Here is a 2,958-nt window from a genome sequence, read left to right as displayed (position 1 = left end):
CGCCCGTCTGAAGGCGCTCGGATTGAGGACTTTCAACTGTTGGTAGAGCATGAGCAGATTCAGTAACGCTTACCTACTTTTGGCTCATTTTCTTGATTCATGCAAGAGGTCTAATGTATCGGGCGTTGCTGAAAGAGTAATGCTGGATTTGGCATAATAGAAGAATGAAATGCCCTCAATGTAACTCCACTCAAACCGCTAAGAACGGACATCGTCGGGGCAGACAGTGCTATAAGTGCAAGCACTGCGGTCGGCAATTCCTCGAGTCGTACCGTCCTTGGGCTTACTCCGATGATGTCAAGCAATTGTGCATCAAAATGTATCTCTTTTGTCTTGGGATTGCGCGGCATCGAACGAGTCACCGAGATTCACCACACCACTGTGATGCACTGGATTTGAGAGGCGGGGCATCAACTTCCCGATGCGCCTGAAGCTGAAGAAATTCCAGAAATCACCGACGCCGGATGAATTACAAACCTTTGTCGGCAACAAGCGTAACAAACTGTGGATTTGGACTGCCGTTAATCACAAGCAAGCAGGAATTCTGGCATGGGTGGTTGGTGATCGCAGTGCCGAAACCTTCAAGTTCTTATGGTTTATCGTCAAGTGCTGGTATTGTTTCTTCTATGTCACTGACGGATGGAAGGTCTATCCGATGTTCATTGAGCAGAGCGATCAGATTGTCAGCAAGACCTATATGACTCGAGTTGAGGGGGAGAACACTCGTCTATGGCATTACCTGGCACGTCTGCACCGAAAGACTTTGTGCTACTCCAAATCACTTGAGATGCTGAAGTGTTCGCTCCGTTTGCTCCTTCACTACTTGAAGTATCGAACAGTTCTTCTTTCAGCTTAGTTCATTACACTTTCAGCAACGCCATGTATCGTCAATCATCACTTTTTTCTGTGGCTGGCTTTTAGCGGCCAGCGCGACTCTGCCACTTACGCTCACAGGAGTGGTTGAAGTTATCCAAGCATTTAGACACAAACATTCTCAACGCCGAAATCTAGCCAACTTATTGCTAAATTTTTTGGCTTTGCTAATCTATTGTCTTCTCGCCCTTTGGATGAGCATGTTTTTAGCAATAGCGCTATCAGGAGAGCCTTATATGGGTAAATAGCGGCAGTCACACCACTGAATCGTTATTCTGACAAAGGACTTTATTCCGACCTCACCCCCGAACCTCACCCTTCCTTAGATGTCGGCGAACCTAAGTAATTAAACACTGTTTGCTTCCAATAGTTAATTCGATTTTCTCGTGTAGGTGGTTTGCCCATAGTTTTCCTCCACGTTCCATTTGCGGCACCACTTGGATGAGGAAATTCTAAATGTTTAATCTTTAAATCTATCCCACTAACAGTCTTACTAGCAATTCGTCCCCAGGTAATGACAGCAAGGGGTTCAAATATTTCTAGTTTGTCTTTTATTAGATTAATGAAGCGATTGCAGTCTTTTTAGCTCAAGGGGATACCCGATTGACCGTTTAAAGAGCTGACCTAAACTTTGAATACGTCTGTCAAGTAAACCCGATATCCCGACTCTAGTAGCACCTTGATTAAGTCAAAGTATAGTCGGGTGTTTCGTAGTTTTTCACGGCAGTTTTTTAAATGGAGAGCGTAGGGTGTACCTATACTAATCTCTTCTACTCTTGCCTCACTTCTCCTCAATGGGTCTTGTCCAAGAATCACTACCGTTTTTTTACCTTTTACATCACTGTCAAGGTCAAGAATACTAGGGATGTCAACTCCGATGACTAAGGCATCATCATAACGTTTTTGGAAACTCTCATCGCTAGGAAGAAAAATATTCCGGCTGAGTGTGTGTTCTGGATACCCTTCTCTCTCTAACTCTTCACGCATTATTAGGTATAAAGCGTTTAATTGATCTTTTGATATCTTAAAAACTTGAGATATCTCTTGGTACAATGCATTAAACTCACTAGCTCTAAACTCTGAAAACAAATACTGCATCTTTTTTCAGGCATTAATTCAAACACAAGGTTTAGACAAATTGACGGATTTATTTGTCCCTTTCGGTTTTACCTCAATCTCTTTACTGCGAGATTTATGTAGATTCGCTAGCATCTCGTAAAGACTGGTTTAAGACTTTTAAGCATTGCTTTGGGCTACACCGTGAAAGCTTAACCAGCCAAACTAGGGATGTATGGCTGGCTAATTTGATCGTTAATTGCTTATCTGTTGGCGCACGCTCACTTATCTCTCTACCCAGCCCACTATATGCCCGTTTGGGAGCAAGTAGCTCAAGCAAGCTTTCCATACTCTCCTCCCTCAGTTGGTTGTATGCGTGTTGTTGACTAACATCCTCCGATGCAACCCCTGCTCCAAGAGCCGGAAATTAATATCAAGATTTATTAGTGCGAGATATGAGTTTACTAAAATTTCATATTACGTCTATTAAGTAAGATTGAGTTCTTAAACTACCTATTCTAAGCTTGCCTCCTTATTCTTTCTCTTGCCCATTTCCTAGTTATTTTAATAATTAATCCCTTAACTAACCTCAGTATAGTTTTGCACTCAACAGATTTAAATTTATGTATTTCCCCTGGTATTTCTGTGAATTTACTTGTTGGCTTTTATGTTTTTATGATGAAGGTTCAGGACAAGTACAAAATGTTCTTGTCTTAGGGGATTACAATGTCGAGTGACACAAGCCACAGAGAGTAAAAAGCCTAATCCAGGCTTAGAAAGTTTTAAAAGGAACAAGAATGTCAAACATAATCCTGAGCAAATTAGCGATTGCAACTGCTGGTGTAGTCCTGAGCTTGGCTACAATTTCAACTAAACCAAGCCAAGCAGCTACAATCAGATATCGTTTTGATGTGTATGACGTTGAAGGCCCTAACAATGAGTTTTTCGAGAGCGGTTTCGGTTTCTTTAACTACGAAAATTCATCCATCAGCGGAATAGAACTTGAAACAGTTCCAGTTAGTGACCTTT

At 42.0% G+C, this 2,958-nt stretch carries 1 protein-coding gene and 2 pseudogenes; 2 read left to right on the top strand and 1 reads right to left on the bottom strand.

Going from position 1 to position 2,958, the window contains the following annotated elements; translation table 11 throughout:
* Positions 1-164: 164 nt before the first annotated feature.
* A pseudogene (locus H6F50_RS11245) lies at positions 165-856 on the top strand (IS1 family transposase).
* A gap of 641 nt (positions 857-1,497) precedes the next feature.
* Here the strand turns inward: H6F50_RS11245 and H6F50_RS26470 are convergent.
* Positions 1,498-1,971 (bottom strand): hypothetical protein, encoded by a 474-nt coding sequence (locus H6F50_RS26470; RefSeq protein WP_199292100.1) that lies wholly within the window; start codon positions 1,969-1,971, stop codon positions 1,498-1,500.
* A gap of 755 nt (positions 1,972-2,726) precedes the next feature.
* On the opposite strand from H6F50_RS26470, the pseudogene H6F50_RS11235 reads away from it, so the two are divergent.
* A pseudogene (locus H6F50_RS11235) lies at positions 2,727-2,958 on the top strand (hypothetical protein); the annotation flags it as partial.

Origin of the sequence: Coleofasciculus sp. FACHB-712, assembly GCF_014695635.1 — a bacterium.
Taxonomy (GTDB): domain Bacteria; phylum Cyanobacteriota; class Cyanobacteriia; order Cyanobacteriales; family FACHB-T130; genus FACHB-T130.
This window is presented reverse-complemented; position numbering and strand designations above follow the sequence as displayed.

What these genes read in the sequence shown, in the direction of transcription:
- H6F50_RS26470 (WP_199292100.1), bottom strand. Translation starts at nt 1,971, where the DNA reads ATGCAGTATTTGTTTTCAGAGTTTAGAGCTAGTGAGTTTAATGCATTG.